Below are 23,750 nucleotides of genomic sequence, written 5' to 3'. Positions count from 1 at the left end.
TGTAGAAGGCTAGGGGTGCCCACTTAAGTAGGCTGAGAAAAAGGTAGTTTCCTTTTACCCTTGAACCTGATCTGGTTAACACCAGCGTAGGGAAGTCGACTGCTAATGAGTAATCATATGTAGCCGTATTCCATGCGTATTGGGGTAGGGCTTTTTTGTCTTTTATAATAAAAATAGAGGTGAAGTGGACATGAAAGATTTTAAATTATACTCGATCACAGGTGAGGAATTTCATCAAGGTCGGGATTTAATTGAGGTAATGGAAGAAGCGATCCTAGGTGGCGTTGATATTATTCAATTACGTGATAAAAAAAGCAAAAAAATTGATGTGTTAAAGAAAGCACAAGCCCTTCGTGAGTTAACGAAGAAGCATGGTGTAACCTTTATTGTGAATGATCATATTGATGTCGCACTTGCAGTCGATGCTGATGGTATTCATGTCGGTCAAGACGATCTCCCCTTAAAAGAAGCGCGAAAAGTGATGGGGCCAGATAAAATCATAGGTATCTCCACCCACAAGATTGAAGAAGCACGAGAAGCAGAAAGAGGCGGAGCTGACTATATTGGGGTGGGACCTATTTTTGAAACGAAAAGTAAAGAAGATGTTGTTGATCCGGTTACGACTGCTTATATCCAGCAAGTAGCAGAAGAAATTACGATTCCTTTTGTCGCGATTGGTGGAATTAAGCTTCACAATGTCGATCAAGTATTAGCTGCGGGTGCGAAGCGAGTATGTATGATTAGTGAAATTGTCGGAGCAGATGATGTACGTGGCACATGTGAAACATTTGTAAAGATCTTATCAAAGTAAGGAGCGAATAACATGGAGCTAATGATTAATGGTGAGAAGCAGGAAGTAGAGGCAAACACATTATTAGATGTGGTTTCTCATTTTAACTTGGAAAGTCATCTCGTTGTAACAGAGGTAGACGGTCAGATTATTGATCGAGATCAATGGGATCAAACGACCGTTAAACCAGAGATGAAAATTGAATTAGTGCATTTTGTGGGGGGAGGTTGATGAATATGAAATCGTCAAAACTAGTGATTGCAGGAAAAGAGTTATCTTCTCGTTTCTTTCTTGGAACAGGGCGTTACCCAAATCCATTTATACAAAATGAAGCGATTCGTATATCAGAAGCAGAGGTTCTTACGTTCGCGATTCGTCGAGTGAACTTAGATGCACCAAGTGAAGATGCAATCTTACAACATTTAGACCAAGATTCCTTTACGTACTTACCGAATACCTCAGGTGCGAGTAATGCCGAGGAAGCGATTCGAATTGCAAGACTTGCTAAAGCCTCAGGGATTAGTAATTGGATCAAGGTGGAAATTAGTGCAGACGAGAAAACGCTATTACCCGATCCAATAGAAACACTTAAAGCAACAGAAACGCTTGCGAATGAAGGTTTTGTCGTCCTTCCATATACTTCTGATGATCCGGTTCTTTGTCGTAAATTAGAAGAAGCAGGTGCAGCTGCGGTTATGCCAGGTGGAGCTCCAATTGGAACGGGGCTTGGTGTGCTAAACCCATATAATATTGGACTAATTGCTGAAGAGGCAAATGTTCCAGTGATCGTTGATGCTGGTTTAGGATCGGCTAAAGACATTGTCGAAGTGATGGAGCTTGGTGTAGATGGTGTATTAATGAATACACCAGTTGCAAAAGCGAAAGATCCTGTGAAAATGGCGCATGCAATGAAGCTTGCGATTGAAGCGGGACGTGCTTCTTATGAGGCAGGGCGTATTCCGATGAAAAAGTATGCTACAGCAAGTAGCGGTTATACGTCACTTATTTCTAGATAAATGGACGGAAGGATCTGAAGGCAAATGAGTCAACAAGTTATCGTGCTCGGAGGCGGTGTTATTGGACTTGCCATTGCTTTTGAGCTTTCAACGAAGGGGCACAAAGTAACGATCTTAGAAAAAGTGCGTTGTGGAGGCCAGGCTTCGGGAGCTGCGGCTGGAATGCTTGCTCCTTATTCCGAAATTGGAGAAGATCCTGATGACTTTTTCAGATTATGCCTGGAAAGTTTAAGAGAGTACCCAATGTGGCAACAAGAGGTGAAAGCCATTAGTGGAGTTGACTTTGAATATACCAATAGTGGTAGTTTACATGCGGTTTATCATGAGGCAGATTTACTCGGATTAAAAACGAGGCAGTCTTGGCAAAGCGAGTGGGGAGCAAAAGCAGAACTAGTTGATGGCGCACGTCTTCAACAGCTTGAGCCTCATTTAGCAGATTCAATCATTGGGGCCATGTGTTACCCTGAGGAAAGTCATGTGTTTGCACCCGATTATGTAAAGGCTCTTGAAGAAGCATGCCGTGCAAATGGTGTAAAGATTGCTGAGGAGTTAGAATCAGTCCAGATTAAAAGCTGGAGAGATGAAATTGAAGTGGTCTCTAAGGCTGGTCAAACGTTTAAAGCAGAGCGAATGGTTATTGCCTCAGGAGCTTGGTCACAAGAGCTTGAAGAAATTTTTGATTTAAGAATTCCAGTGTTTCCGATTCGCGGTCAAATTTGTGCGTATGAATTAGGCGAACACGAGGTGAATCATATCATTTATACTAGCCAAGGCTATTTGGTTCCTAAAGCCAACGGCACAATTGTAAATGGAGCGTCAGAGGATATTGCTGGCTTTAAAACGGATGTAACCGAAAAAGGAATTAACCGACTGACAAATTGGAACCATAATATCTTACCATTTTTGAAAAAGACTGACCCATTTCATAGATGGGCAGGGTTAAGGCCTGCGACACAGGATGGCTATCCGTTAATTGGGGAGCACCCAGAAGCTAGGCATATCGTATTTGCAACAGGTCATTATCGAAATGGTATTCTTCTTAGTCCGATTACTGCAAAAGCAGTTGGAGCCATTATCAACGAGGAAAAAACACCGGTTCCTATTGATCTATTTGCCCCCGGGCGATTTACGATTTAAGAGGAACGTTTAGAAAGGAGCATAGAGATGACAATCCCAAAAGTATTAACAATTGCTGGATCAGATAGTGGTGGCGGGGCTGGTATTCAAGCAGATTTAAAAACGTTTCAAGAGCTTGATACATTTGGTATGAGTGCGATCACAGCTCTGACCGCTCAAAACACATTAGGAGTACATGGTGTGTATCCTCAAACCATTGAAGCAATCGAGGCACAAATAGATGCAGTCCTATCGGATATTGGTGCCGACGCCATTAAAACGGGGATGTTATTTTCAGCTGATATTATTAAGCTTGTCGCTCGCAAGTTGAGCCGGTACAAAGCGACAAATATTGTCGTGGATCCTGTAATGGTTGCAAAAGGAGGAGCTACACTTCTTCAAGATGAGGCAACAGAAGCTTTAATTCATGAATTATTACCGATTGCTACAGTCGTCACTCCAAATTTACCAGAAGCAGCAAAGCTTCTTGGGAGAAAAGAGATGGAGACGATTGAAGAAATGGAAGCAGCGGCTAGAGACATTTATAAACTAGGACCGAGCTATGTGGTATTAAAGGGTGGTCACCTTAAAAATGGACCTGCAGTTGATCTTTTGTTTGATGGAGAACGAAGTTATCTTCTTGAAATGGAACGTATCGATACGAAGCATACACATGGAACAGGTTGTACGTACGCTGCTGCAATAGCCGCTGAACTCTCAAAAGGTAAGGCCATTAAAGAAGCAGTTCATGTGGCGAAACAATTTATTACAGAAGCGATCAGGCATTCCCTTTCAATCGGAAGTGGCATTGGGCCTACGAATCACCATGCATACAAAGCACGTCAATAAGTACAAAAGTCTATTCAATGCGAATAGACTTTTTGTTTTATTGGCCGTTCCTGTATAATAAGAACATCTTCGAACTTCTAGATGAACTGAGGTGGTACGATGGAGATCGTACAATGGAAAGATGTTAGTAATGATCGGTTGAATAATATTTCATTTACCGTATTGGAAAATCAAATTATAACGTTAATCGGTCCATCTGGTGCGGGTAAAAGTAGCTTATTGTATATGATGAATCGCCTGGATGACACGGATAAAGGAACGATATTATTTAAAGGGAAAGCTGTTGAAGATTACCCTATTATTGAATTAAGACAACAAATTGGAATGGTATTTCAATCACCTGCATTATTTGAGGGGACGGTAAAGGATAATGTAGCGTACGGCCCACTATTACATAAGCGGGACTGGTCAAATGAACAAACAGTAGAACTTTTAGAAGCTGTACATTTACCTGCAGACTTTTTACATAAACCGATAGAAGAGTTGTCAGGTGGTGAACAACAACGAATTGCCTTTTTAAGGACGTTAGCAAATGAACCCGAAATTCTTCTGCTTGATGAAGTAACAAGTGCGCTTGACTTGCGAAATGTAGAAATCATTGAAGACTTTATTCAGATGCTTCAGAAGAAGGGAAAGACGATCTTAATGGTGACTCATGATGTTGAGCAAGCTGAACGCCTTGGTGATCAGACTTTCTATTTAGAAAAAGGGGAATTGATCGAAGTAGGGGAGACGAAGGAATTCTTCCGAGAACCGCAAACCGACCGTGCTAAACGATTTTTGTATCGTGATACAGAAGGGGCGGATGAATAATGGCTCCTGAAATATCAACAACGTCGATGCTGTTTTTATTAGTTTTTGTTTTAATACCAGTCTCGCTTTCGTACATGTATGCTCTTAATTTATCAGGGAGTATAACATGGTCCTCTTTTAGAGGGGCAGCACAGCTATTTTTAATTGGTTATTTATTAACTTTCTTATTTGAGTTGCCTCCTTTAGTTGGGATACCAATCATGCTTACAGTGATGATTACTGTAGCAGGGTTTCATGCAGCTAAAAAAGGCAAGGGGATACCAGGTGTCATTCTCTTAATCTTTGGCATTTTAGTGACTGTTGAGGTTGTAGTACTCTCTATGTGGTTAGGTTTTGGTATGATTGAATTCAATCCAGAACAGGTCATTCCTATGAGTGGGATGGTGATTGGAAATAGCATGGTTGCCATAGGTCTAGCATTAGAACGAATGAAAAGTGAATTCAATGAAAATCATAGCCGTTTACTTGCTGCACTTTCACTTGGTGCCACACCGAAAGTGGCGACGCAGCCGATTATTAAACGAATCGTGCGTGCTGCAATGATTCCAAATGTTGATGGCTTAAAGACAATTGGACTTGTCCAGCTCCCTGGAATGATGACGGGATTAATTTTAGCGGGTGTATCGCCTCACCTTGCTATTCGGTATCAAATTGTCATTTCCTTAAGTATTTTCGTGGCCGTATCTGTAAGTGCCATGCTAGTTACTGTATTTACCTATCGTCGATTTTTCAATAAAAACCTACAGTTAACGAGAGTGGAGAATGATGGTTCTGTATAAAAAAGCGTGAACAAAAAGGGGAAAAGATTAGGATGTTTAATGGACATAAACTTGTATTAATTTTACCAGCTATTTTGATGGCATTAATGTTTTGGGGCGGCTATCATTTCTTAGGAGAGAATGAAGCACTAACCCATGAACAATTAGAAGAGGAGTTGGAAATAAACGTTGTCGCATCAGAAAGAGGAGAGGATTGGCTGGTTAAAGTGAATTGGGATTGGACTGCGATGCCTGAAGGCGGATTGTACGGTGACGATTATGTCAGCATTACCGTATTGGATGAGTCAAGAGAAGCCAGAGAAGATATTTCGTTTACACAATCTGAATTAGAATTGATTTATGCTGATGAAATCATTTATCAAACAGAAGGAGAAACCGTTACAAATGGGGTGATCTTTGCCTACCCTAATCAGTTTGATGAGCATAAAAGTTATGGAAATCTAGGACAAGCGGTCATCAGAGTGAATGGGGAGAACATTCAACAAGAAGATATTTCTGTTCAGATGCTTCACACTTGGGTCAATCATAGTCCATTAACAAAAGAAGATGCACAATTAACAAACCCTGACTTTAGTGGCGCGACTAATGTTCCTTATTGGCTTGTCTCAGTTACACCCTAGTGGATTGGGTGTGTGTTATGTAGAGAGGAGGGGATCTGAATGATGATTCGTGGCTTGTCTTACCAACGGGGCATCTTCTTTATGGGAAAATCACATGTCGCTTGTGCTTACCACGAAAAAGGACGCTTGAAGAGTTGGGTTAAACCGTATGATACGAAGACGATGTTCATTATGCTTAAGCAAATCATCACTTCGATGCCATGGTGGTTTAAGCTAGTCGTCTTAACATGGTTGCTAGCTGTATTCGTTCCAAAGATTCCTTTTACTGATTTTATACAATGGAGGGGGCTGCCATTTTATACACTTTTCTATCTCGTGTTTGGCACGCATTTTATCTTTCCAAGAAGCTTGAGAAAATATCATGGCGCAGAACATAAGGTATTCAGTGATCGCGGTGTAAAGCGCCGTGGAAGATTATATAGAATTAAAAAAGCAGCGATTACAAATCGCTATTGTTCAACCAATATTGTTGTGATTTATTTTTTAAGTGTGCTACTCCTAACACTTTGTTTCAGCGTGGTAGGGTTTAGCCTATTTGATGGAGTCATGTATGCATCATACGCAGCGCTACTTTTTATTCCCTTTGTTCAACGGTTAATGAAAATAAAAGCGTTGCGTTTTGTAAGAGATTTTATTCTTAAGATCTCTTACTGGCTACAAGTTAAAGTGACGACCGAGGAACCTGAACATAAACATTTAATTTGTGCTATTCAGTCATATAGAATGCTTGCGAAAGAAGAGTTTCCAGAGCATTTATTAACTAGAAGAGCAGGTAAGAAAAAGGAGGAAAAGCATATGGCAATTGTAGATGTTACGGTGATTCCAATCGGTACAGAAAGCCCAAGTGTGAGTCAATATGTCGCGGAAATTCAACAGGTATTGGCTAGTTATGAAGGGAAAATCACATTTGAGCTAACCCCAATGAGCACATTAATTGAGGGTGAATTACCTGTATTATTTGAAGTCATTCAAGAAATTCACGAGGTCCCATTTAAATATGGGTTAAAACGAGTAGCAACAAATATTCGCATAGATGACCGACGTGATAAGGAATCTACTTTGCAAAGTAAACGTAAATCAGTTGAAGCGCGATTAGAGCAAAAGGTAGAGGAATAACATAAAAACGAACCCATAATGGGTTCGTTTTTTTATGTTATAACGTTTTAGTCATTGTGACATGTGGAATACCAGCATCAAGAAATTCACCTGAAATCGTTTCATATCCTAATTTTGAATAAAAAGGAGCAGCGTGCGTTTGAGCATTTAGTTTAGCTTTTGATAAACCAAGAGAGCGTGCCTCATTTTCTATTTTGCTCATTAGGAGACGACCAGCACCGGTCCCTCGTATTTCTTTTGAGATACAAATTCGTTCTACTTTTGCAACCTCATCAACAACACGTAGACGACCTGCACCAACCACTTGATCTTCTTGATACATCACAAAGTGAGTAGCAACTTTTTCAAGATCATCTAGTTCTTCTTCTTTAGGAACATGTTGTTCATCGACAAAAACTTTCATTCTAATAGCATAAGCATCTTTTAATTGGGCATCATTCGTTACCTTTAACACATTCATCGTAATTCATTACTCTCCTAATCGAAATGTCTCATAGACGGTCCATGATCCGTTTTCTAGTTGATACATTAATTGCATGCGATCAATCACTTCGTGGTGCTCGACCTTTTTCATTTTCAAGCGACCTACTATGTCAGCCACTTCATCCTTTGATAAGTCTTGCCCAATCGTTACATGTGGAATGAACTTGTATTTTTTATTCTCTTCAAAAGGTTCATTATGAAGCTTTTCGTACAAAGCAGTAAGAGTTTTATGCTCTCTGATTTTGAAGAAAATGGTATTGGATTGTGGTGAAAACGTATCGACTTTGTATACATCAATTTCAACAGGTGATAAATTAGAAGCAATTTCTCTTAACTTTGCTGTGATGTAAGGAAGATTATCATCACTCACTTCAAATGGTTCTTTTACTGTGATGTGTGGTGGAATCCACGCATAATGTGAATCATAACGCATACGGAATGAATTCGCTAAATCTTGCAATTTCTTAGCTGGAAATAATGCAATACCATACTTCATCGTCCTCATCCTCCTCAATCTCGTTTTTATTTATCATACAGATTGTTGGTAAAAATGTCTATTGGCTCTTTGTCACCTTTTTTATAGAATTGATATCTCAATTTTTAATCAAAAGGTAAGAGTGTAGTTAGAGCTCGTGGCAAATCTTTTTGCCAATGAGTCCACGTATGGTCGCCGTCGAATTCATAATAGCTATATGGAAAACTCTTTTCCTTTAATAATGCATGTAATTCACGATTGGGTGTAAGGAAATCAAGTACTTTTCCATCCGTTGTTTTAACGGTTGTTTCCTTCGTGCCGATTACATGATAGATGGAAATGGCTTCTGATTTTTTGCAAGCAGATACTGCCTCCAGAACAGTTTCATTTACATATGGAGAATGCATCATGACTTGTCCAAACAAGCTAGGGTATTTGAGTGCCGCCATTAAAGAAATGGTAGCCGCTAATGAATCTCCAGCAAGAGTTCGGCTAGCTGCTAGTTGATGGGTTGGAAATTTATCATCCAAGTAAGGAACTAATTCATGTGCAAGAAAACGGATATAGGCTTGAGCTTTCTCGCCATCTGGATGGTAGCGCTTACGTCGTTCGTCAACATTAGGATAAGGAACACCGACGATAATCAGGTCTCGTAATTCCGCTTCTTCAACTAAGTCTTCTACTTGTCTTGGAATACGACCTAATTGAAAGTAATCATTTCCATCTTGGCAAATAAGTAAGTCATATGACTTTAGTGGTGTAAAGTTTGGTGGTGTATAAAATAATAATTTTTGCTCTGTTTCTAAATATTCACTTGTAAATAATTCCTCAGATAATGTACCTTCATATGGTCTCGCCATTCTATGCCAATCCTTTCTGTCTAGCTAAGTTGATGCTTCTATTTTAACATAAGTTGTGTTGAAAAACCTTTTCAAGGAATCGGGTTCGACTTAAACAAAGCAAAATGAATGACTGTTCTGGAAATTATGATAAGATAGAAAAAAGAGGAGGGTTCAACATGAAAATACCAGTACATTGTGAAGTTATTGAACAAGCTGCTAGAGAGAAATTAAAAGAACGTGGGGTAACAATTGAAGATATCGCGAAGATTGTATATGATCTTCAGCTTCCATATAATTCAGAGCTAACATTTGAAGAATGCTATGAAAGTGCAGATGCTGTCCTTCTGAAAAGAGAGATTCAACATGCAGTTCTAGTAGGGATTGAATTAGATGTTTTAGCGGAGAAGAAACAACTCTCAGAGCCACTCCAATCGTTAATTGAATCAGACGAAGGCTTGTTTGGTGTCGATGAAACGATCGCATTAGGATCTGTTTTTGGATTTGGAAGTATAGCTGTGACAACGTTTGGCTATCTTGATAAACAAAAAGTAGGTATTATCCATGAACTTGATAATCGTAAACCAGAAATACATACATTCCTTGATGACCTTGTTGCAAGTATTGCAGCAAGTGCAGCAGCAAGGCTTGCTCACAGACTACGTGATAAACAAGAAAATCGTCGTTTAGAAGATATTAAGAAACGTGAAGATGAAGAATTAATTGGATAAAACTGAACGAGATTAGAACGCCTAGCAAAAAATTTGTTAGGCGTTTTATCTCGAAAAAATTGAGCTTCCTTTTTTGATTAAGTATAATAGAAGAAATTGGATGAAAGAAGGTTTGCGCTAGTGATGAAATCGTTGCCGAAGTGGATCTATTATAAACAAACGTTTCGTACTAAATTTCAAGCTGGCTGTATCAAGGCAAAGCTTGAAGACAATTGGGTAAATGGGTATGAGATTGGTCCTTTAGTAGAGGTTCGTAAACTAAAAACGAATAAATACATTGTTCGCTATACGTATGATGAAAAAATGTAAAAAACGAGCAAAGACTCAATGTGAGTCTTTGCTCGTTTTGTTTTATTAAGACGAAGAGTTTTGATTTGTCATGTTTTCAGGGCGAACCCATTTATCAAAATCTTCGGCTGTAATATAACCTGTCTCTAAAGCTGCATCTTTTAATGTAAGATTCTCTTGAAAAGCGAGTTTCGCAATTTTAGCTGCTTTTTCGTAGCCGATATGAGGATTTAAGGCTGTAATTAACATAAGCGAATTATTCAAATGATCTTTCATTTTTTCTTCGTTTATCTCTAAACCAGCTAAACAACGTTCATGGAAACTAGCCATACCATCACGTAATAATTCAATCGATTGCAACACATTGTAAATGATAACTGGTTTGAACACATTTAATTGAAAGTGGCCCTGACTAGCAGCGAACCCAACGGTTGTATCATTTCCGAAAACTTGGGCACATACCATCGTTAATGCTTCAGCTTGAGTCGGATTTACTTTACCAGGCATAATCGAGCTTCCTGGTTCATTGATCGGTAATTGATACTCTCCAATTCCAGAACGTGGACCTGAGGCGAGGAGGCGAATATCGCTAGCTATTTTAAAAAGGTTTGCAGCCAGTCCTTTTAGGTTTCCATGTAAACCAACTAGTGCATCGTGACTGGTTAAACCATGGAAATAGTTTGTAGATGCTTTGAATGACGTTCCTAATTGTGTTTCAAGTTGTTCACTTACGGCTTCTCCAAACCCATTTGGTGCATTCAAGCCAGTCCCAACTGCTGTCCCGCCGATTGTTAAAATTCGGACATGCTCAAGGCTTTCTTCAATCATTTTTTTACTCGTCTCAAGCATATGGCGCCATCCGCTAATTTCTTGAGCAACTGTGAGTGGAGTTGCATCTTGAAGGTGGGTGCGTCCAATCTTTACAACCTGATTAAATTCATTTTCTTTTTGTTTGCACGTATCAATCATTTTATCGAGTTCTTGATAAAGAGTTTTCTCCACTGCAATAACAGTCGCTATGTGCATCGCAGTGGGGAAGGTGTCATTCGAACTTTGGGAACGGTTCACATCATCATTTGGATGAATGAGGTCACTTTCAGCCTCATTTGCCAAACGAGCGATCACTTCATTTACATTCATATTTGATTGTGTTCCACTGCCGGTTTGCCATACAACTAGAGGGAAGTGCTTACTAGCATTTTGTTCAAGCAAGCGTTGAATAGCATGTATGATTGCAGAAGATTTTTTCTCCTCAAGGGCACCGACACGTTGATTGATAACAGCACACGCTTTTTTTAATTCGAGAAAAGCTGTAATCATCTCGCTTGGGATTTTTTCTTTACCGATCGGAAAATTTTCAAGACTTCTTTGAGTTTGAGCCCCCCAAAGTTTATCTTCTTCTACATACATTTCTCCTAATGTATCTCGTTCTACACGTTTACTCATATTAAAAACTCCCTTCTACTCTATTAAGATGATCTAAAACAACGCCTATTCATACATACCCCAAATGAAAGAAATTAATTGATACAATTTAACCTGTAATTTCTATTTACTTTTTTTATGCAAGTTGATATAGTAAGGAAGAAGTTCGGACGTCTGACAACTAGACAATCATTTGCAAAATTCGACACCGCTTTCATACTATTATGCTTAATCGGTAAGCGTTTTCAAAAATGCTTTTTGAACGTTCATACATAGAGGAAGTGTTCATGAAGCATGCTAAAGACGTTGATCATTCGGTATTGCATGAAGGCGTTTTCTTTTGGAATAGGATGTGTATTCGTCTGGCGATTTGAGTATTGTGCTCGTTAAAAAAATGAAAATGAGGTGCGATTGATATGAATTTTTTATGGGGAATGGTTGGGATTATAACGGTCTTTGCGGTTGCTTATCTTTTGTCTTCAAATCGTAAAGCGATCCGCCCAAGGACAATTTTAGGTGGACTAGCTATCCAAGTCCTATTCGCTCTTCTTGTCTTAAAAACGACAATTGGTCAAAATGCGCTACAAGGATTAACCGAAGGTGTCCAATGGATCATTAGTGCAGCAAACGAAGGAATTGACTTTGTGTTTGGTGGGTTCTTCGATGGAACGGGAGTAGAATTTGTTTTTGCTATTAATGTTCTCTCGGTCGTTATTTTCTTCTCTGCTCTTATTTCAGTTCTATACTATATTGGAGTTATGCAATTCGTTATTAAATTTATCGGTGGAGGACTTGCGAAGTTGCTTGGTACATCTAAGACTGAGTCAATGTCAGCCGCAGCTAACATTTTTGTTGGCCAAACGGAAGCACCGCTTATTGTTAAGCCTTACTTAAATAAAATGTCTCAATCTGAACTATTTGCTGTTATGACTGGAGGGCTTGCCTCTGTTGCTGGTTCCGTATTAATTGGGTATGCATTGCTCGGTGTACCGCTTGAATACTTGTTAGCAGCTAGTTTCATGGCAGCACCAGCTGGTTTGATCATGGCAAAAATGATTGTGCCAGAAACGGAACGTACAACAAATGCGGTAGACGATTTCGAATTAGCAAAAGATGAAGACACTGTAAATATTATTGACGCAGCTGCAAAAGGGGCTAGCACAGGTTTAACCCTTGCATTAAATATCGCTGCTATGCTTATTGCGTTCGTTGCGTTGATTGCTTTAATTAATGGTCTTCTTTCATTCCTAGGTGGTTTCGCTGGATTTGAACAGTTGTCACTTGAATTGATTCTTGGTTATGTCTTTGCCCCATTAGCCTTTTTAATTGGTGTACCTTGGGATGAGGCTGTAATGGCAGGTAGCTTTATCGGTCAAAAGCTTGTCGTTAATGAATTTGTGGCTTATTTATCATTTGCACCTGAGATTGAAAACTTAAGTGAAAAAGCTGTTATTGTAATCAGTTTTGCTCTTTGTGGCTTTGCGAACCTTTCCTCACTCGGTATTTTGCTTGGTGGTCTGGGTAAGCTTGCACCAGAACGTCGTGGAGACATAGCTCGTCTAGGTCTTCGTGCAGTAGCAGCTGGTATGCTTGCATCATTATTAAGTGCAGCAATCGCTGGTATGTTAATTTAATTATTTACGATCAATCTGTACATTTGCCTTCATGGCAAATGTACAGATTTTTTTGTTTGAAACCTTTTATTGACAATTGAGGAAAGCTTTCATATACTAACTGTAATAAGTGTATTAATGAGTGTAGTACACTTAAGACACTAAGGTGGTGAGCTAATGTTCTTAACAATTAATTCGAAGAGTCAAACACCGCTTTATGAGCAAATCGTACAGCAAGTGAAAGAATTGATTGCAAAAGGAATTCTTGAAGAGGGGGAGCAGTTGCCGTCGGTTCGCGAGCTAGCTGCGCAAATTGTAATGAATCCTAATACAGTCAGTAAGGCGTACAAAGAATTGGAGCGTCAAGATGTCATTGTTACGGTAAGGGGGAAAGGGACGTTTGTGGCACAAGCATCAGAAAGAGCGATTGATCCTAGACAACGGAAAATCATTCAAGATCAGTTAAATAAACTCGTCGTTGAAGCGAACTATGCCAACGTTACAAAAGAGGAAATGATTGAATGGGTTGAAAAAGAATTTAAAGCTTTAGGGGGAACTCGTCATGCTGATTAAGGGTGTATCGAAAACAATTAAACAAAAGCCAATATTAAAAGGGATTACATTTGAAGTTGAACCAGGAAAGGTTACTGGGTTAATCGGACGAAACGGGGCAGGGAAAACGACGTTACTACAGCTAATGGTTGGTATCATAACTCCGGAGGCAGGAGACATCCAGTTAAATGAACAAAGTATCTATTCTAACCCTGAAGTGAAACAAGATATTGTGTTTGTTCCTGATTCTCCAGAAGCGCTCAAATCTTACTCGATTAAAGAAATTTGCCAGCTCTACAAAGACATTTACCCAAAGTTTGATGAAGAATTATTTTATTCCTTGCTTGAGCGTTTTACCTTGCCTAAGAGTGGTAAGGTTGGATCTTTCTCTAAAGGGATGAAAGCTCTATTCGCTCTTATCTTAGCATTTTCTACAAAAGCAACATACGTTTTACTCGATGAGCCAACAGATGGACTTGATATCATTGTGAAAAAACGAATTCTTCAATTTATTGTTGAAGCTGTAGCTGATTTTAATGTAGCTGTTGTCATCTCTTCTCACCGATTGGATGAACTCGAGTACCTTGCGGATACGATTATCATGCTAAAAAAAGGGGAAGTATCGGAAACTTATTCACTAGATACAATCAAAGAATCTTATAAAAAAGTTCAGGTCGTGTTTCCACATGGAATGCCTGATTTAGTTAAGAAATTAGGAACGGTCATTGGCGAAACAGGGAAAGTGTACGTCCTTATTTTTGAAGATGAAACGAATCTAGGCATTGAGAAGATAAAGGATGCACATCCCCTTTATATGGAAGAGTTACCAATGACGCTTGAGGACTTATTCGTCGCTAAACTTGGAGGTGAGCAGTTTGTCGGTTAAAGGGTTGATTCGAAAAGAGTGGAAGCAGTCAAGAGCGATTTTACTGATGATTGCATTATTATTTCTGTTTCATTTCCCAATTCGTGCCATGGTTAGCTTAGAAAATTGGCGAGAAGAAATTAGGTTAAATCCAACGGAAGCGATGGAGTATCTAGCGTGGTCGGTTCATAGTTCTTTAGGGATGAGCGTATTTTCAATTGTTATCCTTATTTTACTTGTCACATTAGCGGTTCAATTAATTGGTTCTGAACGCAGTACGAGGCGTCAAGATTTTGCTTTTGCCTTGCCATATAAAAGACGAACGATGTTTTTTGTAAAGTGGGTAATAGGAGTTGTACCCACAAGTATTATTTATTCTCTTACATTCGCTTGCACTTATTTACTAGTAAATAGCTCTGAATTTGGCTTCCATTTAGAAGGAGTCAATATCGCTGAAGCCTTTATCTTACCCCTATTAGGTTTTGTCGCAACATATAGTTTCACTTTATTGATTGGAACCATTACAGGGGAAATGATTTCACAAATAGCATTAACCTTTATTTTTACTATTTTCCCAGTTGGAATTTTGCTATTACTAGGATACTTTTTTGATATTAACTTTAACAATAGTTTCCTACTAGGAAGAATGTCTGAAGAAGCTGCAAGGTTCATATGGCCAGTCTATACCGTCTACAACCCTACTTCAGCTATGGGAGATTCTGAATTTATGAGTGTATGGGTTCCGGGTGTGGCAATCATTGTCTTTCTTGTACTTGGTCAATGGTTATATGAACGGAACCTTAGTGAATACAATGGAGAATTTCTGATATTCAAACAACTTGAACCGTTTTTTCGCGTAGGTATTATTGTTTGCTTTGCATTACTTGGAGGAATGGTTGGTTCTGGATTAGTTCCATGGAGCTTACAAAGTGGTGGTACTTTAATGGTAGTGTTTTACTGGGTAGGGGCTTCTATTTTTACCTACTTGAGTTATTTATTAACCAAGCGTTTATTCTCGATGAACATCACCATAAAAGGGAAGTAGAGTAAAAGCACATCTCAATATGAGATGTGCTTCCTTTTTTAGGCTTGAAACAATTTTAAATAGGCTGCGTATCCTTCTTTCTCAAGCTCTTCTTTAGGGACAAAACGAAGGGCCGCAGAATTAATACAATAGCGCAGTCCATTAGGTCCAGGTCCGTCATTAAACACATGGCCTAAGTGAGAGTCTGCTTCTTTACTACGTACTTCTGTGCGAACCATAAAGTGGGAGCGATCTTCTTTTTCGATTACTTCCTCATCAACAATTGGCTTAGTAAAGCTTGGCCAGCCACAGCCAGCATCGTACTTATCTAATGAGCTGAATAATGGTTTGCCAGAAACGATGTCTACATAAATGCCGTCATCCTCGACCTTATAATATTCATTGCGAAATGGTGGTTCGGTTCCATTATTCTGTGTCACTTCAAATTGCATAGGGGTTAGTCGTTTTTTTAGCTCATCTTTATTTACACTCATCTTATGCATCCTCCCAATTATTTTTAATAAAGGCTGCTCGTCCTGAGCCTTTTTGATACATCATGTAATGAAAAGGATTTTTTTTGTAATAGTCTTGATGATAATCTTCGGCAGGATAAAATGGCTTAGCGGGAAGTATTTCTACAGCAATTGGTTTATTAAAACGACCACTTGAATGTAATTCCTCTTTTGATTTTTCGGCGGTTTCTTTTTGCTCTACATCATGGTAAAAGATCGCTGGTCGGTAGGAATTTCCACGGTCATGAAATTGTCCACCTGCATCGGTTGGGTCTATTTGCTGCCAAAAGATCTCGACTAGTTGTTTGTACGTAAATTTAGTTGGATCATACGTAATTTCCACAGCTTCATAATGTCCAGTAGTTTCAGAACATACTTCTTTATAAGTGGGGTTTTTAGTGTGACCCCCTGTATAACCTGAAAGGACGGATTCAATGCCATCATAGGTGTCAAATGGCTTAACCATACACCAGAAGCAACCCCCCGCAAATGTTGCTTTTTTAAAAGAATCATTCATCTTGCACCACCCCTTTAGCTTAATAATTCTTAGTATATCATGATGCACATGTAGCTGACCTGTGATACGCCTATAGGTTGTTGATTAGAGAGATGGATCATATTATTTGTACATAATAAATTATGCTTCTCACTACATGGAAACCGTGCTACTATATAATCTTGGCGCTGTTTCTTGAAACTGACGCTGGGTGGGAGAGGGATTCAACGAAAAGAGTTGAATGTTAATAATGAAAGGGGTATTTGAACGGTTTGATTTAGATGGTCATAATACGTCCATCAAACGTGAGGTGACAGCTGGACTGGTGTCCTTTTTAACGATTGTTTATATCGTAGCTGTTAATGGCGTCATTTTAGCTGACGCAGGGATTCCACTTGAGGCAGCCATCGTGGCAACGATTGTCACGTCTTTAGTAGGCTGTGTTTTGATGGGATATTGGAGTAACGCACCAATTATATTGGTACCAGGTATGGGAGTAAATGCTTTATTTACGTACACGTTCGTCCATGCACTTGGACTATCGTGGCAAGAAGCGCTTGCTGCTGTTTTTGTTTCTGGATTGGTTTTTATTGTGATTGCTTTTACAAAGCTTGCACCGATCTTAAGTGCGGCGATTCCTCAATCGTTGAAAGAAGCAATAACAGTCGGAATTGGATTGTTTTTAACGTTTATTGGCTTACAAAAAGGTGGTTTGATTCAAGCGAATGAAGAGACGTTTATCTCGGTCGCTCACCTAGGGGCCCCGCTACCATTAGCTACGATCCTAACGCTTATTATAGCTGTTGTTTTATTCGTACGAGGCGTTCCGGGTAATTTTTTGATTACGATGGTAGTTGGGTCAATCCTTGCTTACTTTATCGGTGTTAGGCCTAGTCAAAATACTTCAGGGGACTTCTCGCTCGCTAGCTACGGTTCGTTGTTTGGAGAACTTTCCTTTGGAGGGATAGCTAGTCTAGCTTTTTGGATTGCGGTGTTCTCAATGACGATGGTTCTTGTATTTGAAAATCTTGGATTGATTCATGGGCACTTGCAAATGACCGGTCACCCCGAAAAAGCGAATAAAGCACTAAGAGCTAATGCGGTTTCTGCACTATCATCTGGTTTATTTGGCACAAGCCCGACGGTTTCGACGGTTGAAACCGCAGCAGGTGTCTCTGCTGGTGGACGTACGGGATTAACGGCAATTGTAACAGGCTTATTATTTGGTGTTACATTGTTTATAATTCCTCTTATAACCGCTGTGCCGGATAGTGCAATTGCACCAATCTTACTTGTCGTTGGCGGATTGATGGTGCAAAACATTAAATCGATTCCGTTCCATGATTTTTCAGAGGGGTTTCCAGCCTTTTTAGTGCTTGCCCTCATTCCTTTAACATATAGTATTGCAGAAGGAATGGCATTTGGCTTCATCGCTTATCCCATTTTAAAGATGGCAATTGGGAAGGCGAAAGAGGTGCCAGTGCCACTTTATTTTATTGCCAGCTTATTTTTAGTTCATATGATTCTCCATTCAGTTGGTGGATAACACTGGGCTAGATTCCTTATGAGGGATCTAGCTTTTTTGCATACGTTAGTGATTTAATCTACACTAATGTTAAAAAGGGCGTGTTTAAATGGTAAAGCGTTGTGAATGGTGTAAGAGTGATCCTCTTATGATAAAGTATCACGATGAGGAGTGGGGAAGGGGAGTGAAGGAAGATCGAAAGTTGTTTGAAGCACTTACGCTTGAAGTCTTTCAAGCTGGCTTGAGCTGGCGAACAGTGCTCTATAAACGTGCACAATTTCGAGTTCGATTTTATCAATTTAATGTAGAAAGGGTGGCAGGTCTGACTGAAAAGGATGTAGAGCGATTGTTGCAAGATCCAGGAATTATACGGCATCGCAAAAAAATAGAAGCGACGATTGAAAATGCTCAACGTACGTTACGAATCGTTGAATCTGAGGGTAGTTTTTATCAATGGTTGAAACAACTTCCTAAAGACCAAGAACAAGCTTGTGAAATAGTTAAAACTCAATTTAAACATGTCGGTATCACAACAGCAGAGAGCTTCTTAATAGCAATAGGTGTTCTAGGAGCCCCTCATGATGAACAGTGCTTTCTCCATAACTAATAGAGACGCTGAGTGGCACACAACTAAGCGTCTCTGTATCTTATTCCCTAACTCCCGTTTCAGTAATTTCAACTTGAGCTTTCACATTGATCGTCGCATTAGGATAAAAGTCTACCCATTCCTTTAAATCGAAATGATAATTTTTTGCTTTAACACGACTTCCAATTCCAATAGGGTCAATCTCTTTTTCTTGAAAGAGGGCAATCAGCCTATTTGCATCTGCCTCTAATTTTTTTGTTAAAGTTTGTTTGATTTCCTCTAATTTCTTTGGATCAATTCGTTCACCTGAATATTCATTTACTTTTCCTTTGAATTTGATTAACAGATCTATAGCCGGCTTATTGGTTCCTTTTTCAATCGTGAATTTCGTTTGTGAATCTATATTACGTAGCACGGCAAATTCATCTTTCTCTTTTAGTGCAATTTCATAGGTGCCATGTGCAAATGGTTCAAGTAGAATTTTCATCACAAAAGCATCTGATAAATCTAATCTGTGCACATAGCGGTCTCCTTTAAACAAAGCAACTCCGTCCACTTGTACATGTTGTGCGTCCTGTTTAATATAGGGGATGAAAGGGTCTCTTCCTTCTTCATAATAATACTTCATAAACAAATGGAAATTAGATTTCGGAATGTTCTGCCGTTCCATGTTTTGTTCAATCAATTGCTCAATATACGTTGCTACTTCCATCTCAAGGGGATAGGAATTACTTAACAACTCTTTTGTGGAGCCAGACGTTAAGATGACGTAATTTCTCATACCAATGGTAGCATCACGTGAGAATGTATCGAGTATAGGGATAATTCCCGTTTTTTCAGCAAGCTCCTCATTAAATAAAATGGAGTTGATTTTACCACTATGAAGGGGTCTGGAGGCTTGGGCATTTAATTCAAGCCTTGCGTCACGGCTCGTTTGGGCAACGGCGGTGATTACTTCACTTTCAATCACATTCTCTACTGTATAAACGGGGACACTGACTGTTGCTTCAATTCTATCTTCGTCATAATAATCATACCCTATCGAATGGATGAGCTGAATTTCATCTAATACTAATGTTTGTACGCAACCGCTTAAGAATAAAAGGGAAAGTATACATAATATGAATCCTTTTTTCATTTTTTTATTTTCCTCCTTATATACAAGATCAATGCGAGTAGTGGGAGATAGAAATAAGCGATATACGTCCCGGTTTTTGAGACATTTGTATTTAAAAAGTCAATTTCTCCTCTCGTTGTAAAGCTAATACTAATGATAAACGCAATCACACTCATCGCAATAATACTTTTACGGTGAGAAATATTGATTTGACGTTTAAGAGCACGACTTGCTCCCCATAAGCCAAGAGTAATATTAGGCATGACAACGAACATCCATGTGGCTATCCCTAAATATTCGAATCTCTCAATAAATGGGAGTTCAACTACCTTCCATGCACTAAGGGTTGGCCATATCGTCGTTGCTAATTGCTTTTCACTATAGAAAACAAACGTGATAAGGGTAATCGTTAAATAGATAAAAGTAGTAAACAGAATGGCGAAATGAGCATATTTCTGTGATTTTTTTGGCTCCTGAATAAAGGGATAAAAAATCAACAATAATTCAGGACCTAGAAAGCTTAAGGTCATTGCTTTCGTTGCTTCTATTTGAGAACTAATAGTTGTATCGAATAATGGCAATAAATTTCTGAAGGTCGCAAATTCAAGTGGAGCTAAAGCCGATAAAAGAAGAAAGAAAGGAACAACGACCCCTAGAAAACAAACTCCAGCAACTACACGAAAACCACTTGTAATCGCATAATAAGCAATCAGAATAATACTTAGTGACATGGCCCAGGTAGGTAAATCCGAAAAGATCCATATTTGAACCACTTCAACATAGGTTCGTAACACTGTCATAGCTAAAAACGTTATATAAATAATAAATATGAAAGTAAAAAAGCCACCAATCCATTTCCCGAATGCATGTTGGTGAACGGATACGATATCCTTATCTTTTTCATTCAATATTTGATACATCACCCATACAACAATATGAAACAGAACACCAGTCAATAAAACGGCCATCCACGCGCGATAACCGGCTATATCTCCTATATAACGAGTGAAGCCGAGAACACCAACTCCGATTTGCATCGAATGAATCAGGTAGAAAACGAGATAAGGAGGAATCATTAGCGCTTCTTTTGGTGTTTTTGAGACTGTGGTGGTTGTCATCAATCTTCCTCCTTTCTTTATATACCTTCATCAATATCTTTTTTCTCTTTCGCTTTTTCCTTGTTGAATCGTACATTGTTTTTCGTTTGAAGGTGAATAGGGCGTTTAGATTGAAAGTTAAATGGTAATCTAAAAAAAGCATCTTTAAAATCAGCTAAGCGAGTAGGATATAAGGGAGCTAAATAAGGTCGTCCAAGTGAAGTAATCGTTAGTAGATGAACAAGCATAAAGTTAAATAAGATTGCCAACCCGATTAGTCCCCAAAGCTGCGCTGCGAATATATAGGGAAAACGAATTAAACGAATTGTATTACCTATTCGATAGACGGGTGTAGTAAAGGATGCAAGCGCAGCTAAAGCAACGATAATTAAGAGAACATTACTTGTTAATCCAGCTTCAACGGCCGCGGTACCGATAACAATCCCGCCTACGATACCGATTGTTTGCCCGACTTTGGTTGGCAATCTAGCCCCAGCCTCTCTAAGCAATTCAATCGTAAGTTCTAAAAACAATGCTTCAAGTACAGGAGGAAAAGGAATCGCGCTTCTTGAGACGATTAGAGTAACAAGTAGATCTTGCGGTATGATCTCTGCATGATACGTTAATACACCAACATACAAAGGAGTAGCGAAAATAGAAAACCAAACAGCAAATAGACGAATCAGACGAAAGGCGGTCGCAATATGCCAAGACAGGAAATAATCTTCAAATGCAGAGAAAAACTCTACTAAAGTGGTTGGGCCACTGAAAGCTTGAGGCGATCCATCTACTAATACCACAACTTTCCCTTCTGATAATAAGGCGGCAACCCGGTCTGGTCTCTCAGTATCGATAAACTGTGGGAATGGACTGTTCGATTGATCTTCAATCATTTGATTAATATAGGAACTATCATTAATTTGATCGAACTGGATCGTACTTACTCGTTCAACCATCGTGTTTACATTGTCATCATTGGCAATCGAATCAATATACAGTATACAAACTCTCGTTCTTGAGAGGGACCCCACGATGAATTCTTTTATTTTTAAGTCTGTAATAGGCAGACGCTTTCGGACTAGATTGAGGTTAGTGTCAATCCCTTCAACAAAAGATTCTTTTGGACCTAGTACACTAAACTCTACTTCTGGAATGGTGATTTGACGATTGTCTTCCGTTTCAATTCCAATAAGGATACAAAGTTCAGCATCCTCTTCAAGTTGAATACATACATGCCCGCGCGTAAGCGAATCTGCTACTTCCTTGCCATCTGAAGTGAGCTTGGTTTCTTTTAGAGGAATAAATGTTCGTAAATCCTCCGGGGTGTGAAATTGATGATGTTGAATTTTTTCAATGACATCATCGTGAAGTTTATTTGTATCGATTAAAGTGTTGAAATAAGAAATCCAAATATTTTTATAAGGTGTGACGATTAATTCATGTTCAAAGTCGTTAGAACTTAAGCAATCTTCTAACACCTGGCTAATGGTGAGGGGTTCCTCGTCTTTTGTAGTTGGAATAGATAACTTCTTTTTCAGAGTAAACCAAGACATGATAGAGATCCCTCCTCCCTTTTTGTACTAGGAAACCTTTGAATCGTGCTTCCCCAAGGATAGAACGATTGAACGTATGAGTAATCCAATCCCCAAGCCGACTAAATGAAATAAAATAGGTGACCATATGACCCCGAGGACATGATCAAATAATTGAAAGCTTCGTGAATAAATCACACCGATCGTTCCGATATATGCAGAGACAGCAAATGGTATAAAGGAGTACTTTACATGCTTTCCACCTGCATCTCGATAAGCGTCATACATGGAAAATAAATAAACACAAGGGTAAAACATGATCCATTGATAATTCACCGTATCATTCGCTGTATGTCCATTTCCGTAGAAACTTGGAATAATAGCTAAGTTCAATTTGGCTTGCACATTAATTGTAAATTCTAATAAAACGAAAAAGACCCCTTTTAAAAATTTCTGATTGAGGAATTGTCCAAAGCCTGGAAAAGCAATGCTCCAAAGAATTGCTTCTACTCTTTTTTCCTTACTCATTTTGACGGTGGACCTTCTTATTATTCAAGAATCTAGGTCTTATGTAAGTGCGGTTGAGATATAGTAAGTGTTCATTAAATGCTAACGCTTGGAGCGAGCTCGTTGCATTCATATCCATTCCTCCGTCCTAACTACGATGTAGGTTATACTAGTGGTAGTTTGTCTTAAAATGATCTTTCTATCCTGATTTTTTAGTTATCGACCGTGGTGATTACTATACTAAAAAGCATGAACCAAAAAGGAGTCGGTCCATGCTTCTTTGTTACTTGATATGATGTTTTGAATAAGAAACAGAGTTTGCAGATGGAATCGTCTCACGTAAAAGTTGCAAGGCTTCAATGACATGATCAAGTTTACGTTCAAGTCGGTAGAGCAAGTATAACGTGACCATTACGGGAAAGCCGTATTCACTAATAAGTGGGATCCATATCTCCATAGTTGTCATGCTTATGGTGCAGGTAATTCAATCGTTTCAACTGCTCGTTCCGTGATTCGTGCGCCCCGAATACTCACAAAATCACCACCTGATGAAGTATAGACACTTTTTTCGATAACCGTATTCATCACTTGGTAGATATCTTCAGGATTAACAGGTTCAATTGGATCTTCAATTGAAATGGATACTTGTTTTCCTTCTTGGTTTTCAAATAATAATTCTAATAGTCTAGCCATTGCTTCATCTCCTTTTTACTTTTAAACCAGTCTATAACTGTTATTACGTACTACTGCTTGAAGCGTATGTTGCTGTAAGGTACCTAATGCAAGAGCCACTTCCTCAATCGCCTCATCTGTAGCCATTCCCTTGATGTTGTTAAAACGCTTTTCACGGTAAATTTCATCTCCGAATACGTCTGTTCCTAGATTAAATTGTAAAGTAATTCGCGTTTGCTGAGTCATGTTATCACCTCCTTTCATGCTATATATAGCAAGTTGAAAATAAAAGAGGTGATGAATTTTAAATTA

General features: G+C 39.0%; 30 protein-coding genes, 1 pseudogene and 1 riboswitch. Of the genes and pseudogenes, 18 read left to right on the top strand and 13 right to left on the bottom strand.

From position 1 onward, the window contains the following. Position 1: 1 nt before the first annotated feature. A riboswitch (TPP riboswitch) is annotated at positions 2-110 on the top strand. A gap of 80 nt (positions 111-190) precedes the next feature. The 10 genes and pseudogenes from thiE (at position 191) to AB3N04_RS03420 (ending at position 7,099) form a co-directional block, all read left to right on the top strand. Then, a complete protein-coding gene (thiE, locus tag AB3N04_RS03465; protein WP_368504740.1) occupies positions 191-811 on the top strand; it encodes a thiamine phosphate synthase in 621 nt (206 codons plus the stop codon). A gap of 12 nt (positions 812-823) precedes the next feature. Next, positions 824-1,021 (top strand): sulfur carrier protein ThiS, encoded by a 198-nt coding sequence (gene thiS / locus AB3N04_RS03460; RefSeq protein WP_368504739.1) that lies wholly within the window; start codon positions 824-826, stop codon positions 1,019-1,021. 5 nt (positions 1,022-1,026) lie between these two features. Beyond that, positions 1,027-1,806 carry a thiazole synthase gene (locus tag AB3N04_RS03455; protein WP_368504738.1) on the top strand — a complete coding sequence of 260 codons (780 nt, stop codon included), beginning with the start codon at positions 1,027-1,029 and terminating at the stop codon, positions 1,804-1,806. A 24-nt stretch (positions 1,807-1,830) separates the two neighbouring features. Beyond that, positions 1,831-2,943: a glycine oxidase ThiO gene (gene thiO, locus AB3N04_RS03450; RefSeq protein WP_368504737.1), complete on the top strand. Its 1,113-nt coding sequence runs from the start codon at positions 1,831-1,833 to the stop codon at positions 2,941-2,943. A gap of 27 nt (positions 2,944-2,970) precedes the next feature. Further along, a complete protein-coding gene (gene thiD, locus AB3N04_RS03445) occupies positions 2,971-3,771 on the top strand; it encodes a bifunctional hydroxymethylpyrimidine kinase/phosphomethylpyrimidine kinase (protein ID WP_368504736.1) in 801 nt (266 codons plus the stop codon). Positions 3,772-3,870: 99 nt separating this feature from the next. Next, positions 3,871-4,584, top strand: a complete 714-nt coding sequence (locus tag AB3N04_RS03440) for an ATP-binding cassette domain-containing protein (RefSeq protein WP_368504735.1) — start codon at positions 3,871-3,873, stop codon at positions 4,582-4,584. Then, a complete protein-coding gene (gene fetB / locus AB3N04_RS03435) occupies positions 4,584-5,363 on the top strand; it encodes an iron export ABC transporter permease subunit FetB (RefSeq protein ID WP_368504734.1) in 780 nt (259 codons plus the stop codon). The genes AB3N04_RS03440 and fetB overlap by 1 nt, the downstream gene beginning before the upstream one ends. Before the next feature lie 32 nt (positions 5,364-5,395). Next, positions 5,396-5,983: a hypothetical protein gene (locus AB3N04_RS03430; protein ID WP_368504733.1), complete on the top strand. Its 588-nt coding sequence runs from the start codon at positions 5,396-5,398 to the stop codon at positions 5,981-5,983. Between the two features lie 39 nt (positions 5,984-6,022). Then, a pseudogene (locus tag AB3N04_RS03425) lies at positions 6,023-6,655 on the top strand (DUF1385 domain-containing protein); the annotation flags it as partial. 123 nt (positions 6,656-6,778) lie between these two features. Beyond that, complete coding sequence (locus tag AB3N04_RS03420) at positions 6,779-7,099, top strand: MTH1187 family thiamine-binding protein (RefSeq protein WP_368505984.1); 321 nt, start codon at positions 6,779-6,781, stop codon at positions 7,097-7,099. A gap of 37 nt (positions 7,100-7,136) precedes the next feature. Here the strand turns inward: AB3N04_RS03420 and AB3N04_RS03415 are convergent, their stop codons facing one another. The 3 genes from AB3N04_RS03415 to AB3N04_RS03405 form a co-directional block, all read right to left on the bottom strand. Continuing rightward, the gene (locus tag AB3N04_RS03415) at positions 7,137-7,559 is read right to left on the bottom strand and encodes a GNAT family N-acetyltransferase (RefSeq protein WP_368504732.1); all 423 of its coding nucleotides are present in this window, start codon (positions 7,557-7,559) and stop codon (positions 7,137-7,139) included. 9 nt (positions 7,560-7,568) lie between these two features. Continuing rightward, positions 7,569-8,078, bottom strand: a complete 510-nt coding sequence (locus AB3N04_RS03410) for a YjcG family protein (RefSeq protein WP_368504731.1) — start codon at positions 8,076-8,078, stop codon at positions 7,569-7,571. Between the two features lie 104 nt (positions 8,079-8,182). Further along, positions 8,183-8,917 carry an esterase family protein gene (locus AB3N04_RS03405; protein ID WP_368504730.1) on the bottom strand — a complete coding sequence of 245 codons (735 nt, stop codon included), beginning with the start codon at positions 8,915-8,917 and terminating at the stop codon, positions 8,183-8,185. A 158-nt stretch (positions 8,918-9,075) separates the two neighbouring features. Between AB3N04_RS03405 and AB3N04_RS03400 the strand changes: the two genes are divergently transcribed. Further along, complete coding sequence (locus AB3N04_RS03400; RefSeq protein WP_368504729.1) at positions 9,076-9,627, top strand: phosphatidylglycerophosphatase A; 552 nt, start codon at positions 9,076-9,078, stop codon at positions 9,625-9,627. Positions 9,628-9,750: 123 nt separating this feature from the next. Then, positions 9,751-9,936: a hypothetical protein gene (locus AB3N04_RS03395; protein ID WP_317120527.1), complete on the top strand. Its 186-nt coding sequence runs from the start codon at positions 9,751-9,753 to the stop codon at positions 9,934-9,936. A 45-nt stretch (positions 9,937-9,981) separates the two neighbouring features. On the opposite strand, the gene fumC is transcribed toward AB3N04_RS03395, so the two are convergent. Next, the gene (fumC, locus tag AB3N04_RS03390; RefSeq protein WP_368504728.1) at positions 9,982-11,361 is read right to left on the bottom strand and encodes a class II fumarate hydratase; all 1,380 of its coding nucleotides are present in this window, start codon (positions 11,359-11,361) and stop codon (positions 9,982-9,984) included. A 395-nt stretch (positions 11,362-11,756) separates the two neighbouring features. On the opposite strand from fumC, the gene AB3N04_RS03385 reads away from it, so the two are divergent. The 4 genes from AB3N04_RS03385 (at position 11,757) to AB3N04_RS03370 (ending at position 15,415) form a co-directional block, all read left to right on the top strand. Beyond that, complete coding sequence (locus AB3N04_RS03385; RefSeq protein WP_368504727.1) at positions 11,757-12,974, top strand: NupC/NupG family nucleoside CNT transporter; 1,218 nt, start codon at positions 11,757-11,759, stop codon at positions 12,972-12,974. Between the two features lie 156 nt (positions 12,975-13,130). Then, on the top strand, positions 13,131-13,526 hold the full coding sequence (locus AB3N04_RS03380) for a GntR family transcriptional regulator (RefSeq protein ID WP_368504726.1): 396 nt from the start codon (positions 13,131-13,133) through the stop codon (positions 13,524-13,526). Beyond that, on the top strand, positions 13,516-14,391 hold the full coding sequence (locus tag AB3N04_RS03375; protein ID WP_368504725.1) for an ABC transporter ATP-binding protein: 876 nt from the start codon (positions 13,516-13,518) through the stop codon (positions 14,389-14,391). The genes AB3N04_RS03380 and AB3N04_RS03375 overlap by 11 nt, the downstream gene beginning before the upstream one ends. After that, positions 14,381-15,415, top strand: a complete 1,035-nt coding sequence (locus AB3N04_RS03370; protein ID WP_368504724.1) for a hypothetical protein — start codon at positions 14,381-14,383, stop codon at positions 15,413-15,415. The genes AB3N04_RS03375 and AB3N04_RS03370 overlap by 11 nt, the downstream gene beginning before the upstream one ends. A gap of 38 nt (positions 15,416-15,453) precedes the next feature. Here AB3N04_RS03370 and msrB read toward each other — a convergent pair whose 3' ends face one another. Next, complete coding sequence (gene msrB / locus AB3N04_RS03365) at positions 15,454-15,888, bottom strand: peptide-methionine (R)-S-oxide reductase MsrB (protein ID WP_368504723.1); 435 nt, start codon at positions 15,886-15,888, stop codon at positions 15,454-15,456. Position 15,889: 1 nt separating this feature from the next. Further along, a complete protein-coding gene (msrA, locus tag AB3N04_RS03360) occupies positions 15,890-16,423 on the bottom strand; it encodes a peptide-methionine (S)-S-oxide reductase MsrA (RefSeq protein WP_368504722.1) in 534 nt (177 codons plus the stop codon). Between the two features lie 229 nt (positions 16,424-16,652). Between msrA and AB3N04_RS03355 the strand changes: the two genes are divergently transcribed. Together AB3N04_RS03355 and AB3N04_RS03350 are read left to right on the top strand one after the other, a co-directional pair. Then, positions 16,653-17,948 carry an NCS2 family permease gene (locus tag AB3N04_RS03355; RefSeq protein ID WP_368504721.1) on the top strand — a complete coding sequence of 432 codons (1,296 nt, stop codon included), beginning with the start codon at positions 16,653-16,655 and terminating at the stop codon, positions 17,946-17,948. 127 nt (positions 17,949-18,075) lie between these two features. Beyond that, positions 18,076-18,534 carry a DNA-3-methyladenine glycosylase I gene (locus AB3N04_RS03350; RefSeq protein WP_368504720.1) on the top strand — a complete coding sequence of 153 codons (459 nt, stop codon included), beginning with the start codon at positions 18,076-18,078 and terminating at the stop codon, positions 18,532-18,534. Between the two features lie 40 nt (positions 18,535-18,574). Here AB3N04_RS03350 and AB3N04_RS03345 read toward each other — a convergent pair whose 3' ends face one another. From AB3N04_RS03345 to AB3N04_RS03315, 7 genes are all read right to left on the bottom strand, one after another. Continuing rightward, the gene (locus tag AB3N04_RS03345) at positions 18,575-19,651 is read right to left on the bottom strand and encodes a Ger(x)C family spore germination protein (protein WP_368504719.1); all 1,077 of its coding nucleotides are present in this window, start codon (positions 19,649-19,651) and stop codon (positions 18,575-18,577) included. Beyond that, the gene (locus AB3N04_RS03340) at positions 19,648-20,748 is read right to left on the bottom strand and encodes a GerAB/ArcD/ProY family transporter (protein ID WP_368504718.1); all 1,101 of its coding nucleotides are present in this window, start codon (positions 20,746-20,748) and stop codon (positions 19,648-19,650) included. The genes AB3N04_RS03345 and AB3N04_RS03340 overlap by 4 nt, the downstream gene beginning before the upstream one ends. 17 nt (positions 20,749-20,765) lie before the next feature. Continuing rightward, on the bottom strand, positions 20,766-22,280 hold the full coding sequence (locus AB3N04_RS03335; protein WP_368504717.1) for a spore germination protein: 1,515 nt from the start codon (positions 22,278-22,280) through the stop codon (positions 20,766-20,768). Between the two features lie 27 nt (positions 22,281-22,307). Next, complete coding sequence (locus AB3N04_RS03330; protein ID WP_368504716.1) at positions 22,308-22,787, bottom strand: hypothetical protein; 480 nt, start codon at positions 22,785-22,787, stop codon at positions 22,308-22,310. A 262-nt stretch (positions 22,788-23,049) separates the two neighbouring features. After that, the gene (locus AB3N04_RS03325) at positions 23,050-23,223 is read right to left on the bottom strand and encodes a YvrJ family protein (protein WP_317120541.1); all 174 of its coding nucleotides are present in this window, start codon (positions 23,221-23,223) and stop codon (positions 23,050-23,052) included. Positions 23,224-23,234: 11 nt separating this feature from the next. Then, entirely contained in the window at positions 23,235-23,459 is a 225-nt protein-coding gene (locus AB3N04_RS03320) for a DUF2922 domain-containing protein (protein ID WP_317120542.1), read from the bottom strand. 21 nt (positions 23,460-23,480) lie between these two features. Beyond that, positions 23,481-23,684, bottom strand: coding sequence for a DUF1659 domain-containing protein (locus AB3N04_RS03315; RefSeq protein WP_368504715.1), 204 nt, complete (start codon positions 23,682-23,684; stop codon positions 23,481-23,483). Positions 23,685-23,750: the final 66 nt, after the last annotated feature.

Source organism: Alkalihalophilus sp. As8PL, assembly GCF_040939795.1.
GTDB classification, from domain to species: Bacteria; Bacillota; Bacilli; order Bacillales; family Bacillaceae_D; genus Alkalihalophilus; species Alkalihalophilus lindianensis.
This window is presented reverse-complemented; position numbering and strand designations above follow the sequence as displayed.